Source organism: Micromonospora sp. D75 (assembly GCF_018070405.1).
Taxonomy (GTDB): domain Bacteria; phylum Actinomycetota; class Actinomycetes; order Mycobacteriales; family Micromonosporaceae; genus Micromonospora; species Micromonospora chalcea.
In genome coordinates this window covers 1-1,244 of record NZ_JAGPXV010001002.1, presented here as the reverse complement: position 1 = coordinate 1,244, position 1,244 = coordinate 1, and the positions used below count along the sequence as shown (strand labels likewise).

At 73.3% G+C, this 1,244-nt stretch carries 1 protein-coding gene; it reads right to left on the bottom strand.

Going from position 1 to position 1,244, the window contains the following annotated elements; all coding sequences use genetic code 11:
* Positions 1–1,244: type I polyketide synthase (locus KBX39_RS31490; protein ID WP_210874058.1), on the bottom strand; the 1,244-nt coding region annotated here is incomplete at both ends.

The following is a 1,244-nucleotide window of genomic DNA, read 5'->3' as shown; positions in this document are numbered from 1 at the left end:
ATGATGACGTGCGCGTTGGTGCCGGAGATCCCGAACGACGACACCGCCGCCCGACGCGGCCGGTCCACGGCCGGCCAGGGGGTGGGCTCGGTGGCGAGTGCGACCGCCCCGGCGGTCCAGTCGACGTGCGGGGAGGGCTCGTCCACGTGCAGGGTCGGCGGGACGAGGCCGTGCCGCATCGCCATGACCATCTTGATCACACCAGCCACACCGGCGGCGGCCTGCGTGTGCCCGATGTTCGACTTCACCGACCCCAACAGCAGCGGCCGGTCGACGGGACGCTCCTGCCCGTACGTGGCCAGCAGAGCCTGCGCCTCGATCGGATCACCCAGCGTCGTGCCGGTGCCGTGCGCCTCGACGGCGTCCACGTCGGCCGGGGTCAGGCGGGCGTTCGCGAGGGCTTGGTGGATCACGCGCTGCTGCGACGGGCCGTTCGGGGCGGTGAGCCCGTTCGACGCGCCGTCCTGGTTGACGGCCGTGCCGCGCAGGACGGCGTGGATACGCCGGCCCTCCCGCTGCGCGTCGGAAAGTCGTTGCACGAGCAGCACGCCGACGCCCTCGGACCAGCCCGTGCCGTCGGCCGACGCGGCGAACGACCTGCAGCGGCCGTCGGCCGACAGACCCCGCTGCCGGGAGAACTCCACGAACGTGCCGGGCGTGGCCATCACCGTCACACCACCGGCCAACGCCAGATCACACTCACCCGACCGCAGCGCCTGCGCCGCGAGGTGCAACGCCACCAGCGACGACGAGCACGCGGTGTCGACGGTGACCGCCGGGCCTTCGAGGCCGAACGTGTACGCGACCCGGCCGGACACCACGCTGCCGGAGTTGCCGGTGCCGACGTAGCCCTCGACCTCGTCGGCAAGCTCCATCAGCTGGGAGGCGTAGTCGTGGTACATGACGCCGGCGAAGACACCGGTCCGGCTGCCCCGCAGCCGCTGCGGGTCCAGCCCGGCGGACTCGAACGTCTCCCACGACGCCTCCAGCAGCAGCCGCTGCTGGGGGTCCATGGCGAGGGCCTCGCGGGGCGAGATGCCGAAGAAGGCGGGGTCGAACGCGCCGGCGTCGTACAGGAAACCGCCGTGGCGGGTGTACGACGTGCCGGGGTGGTCGGGGTCGGGGTCGAACAGGCTCTCCAGGTCCCACCCGCGGTCGGTGGGGAACTCCCCGATCCCCTCCCCGCCAGCCGCCCCCCGGCGGAACCCCCCCCGACCAGCCCCAACCCCTGGACCCGGTCCGAC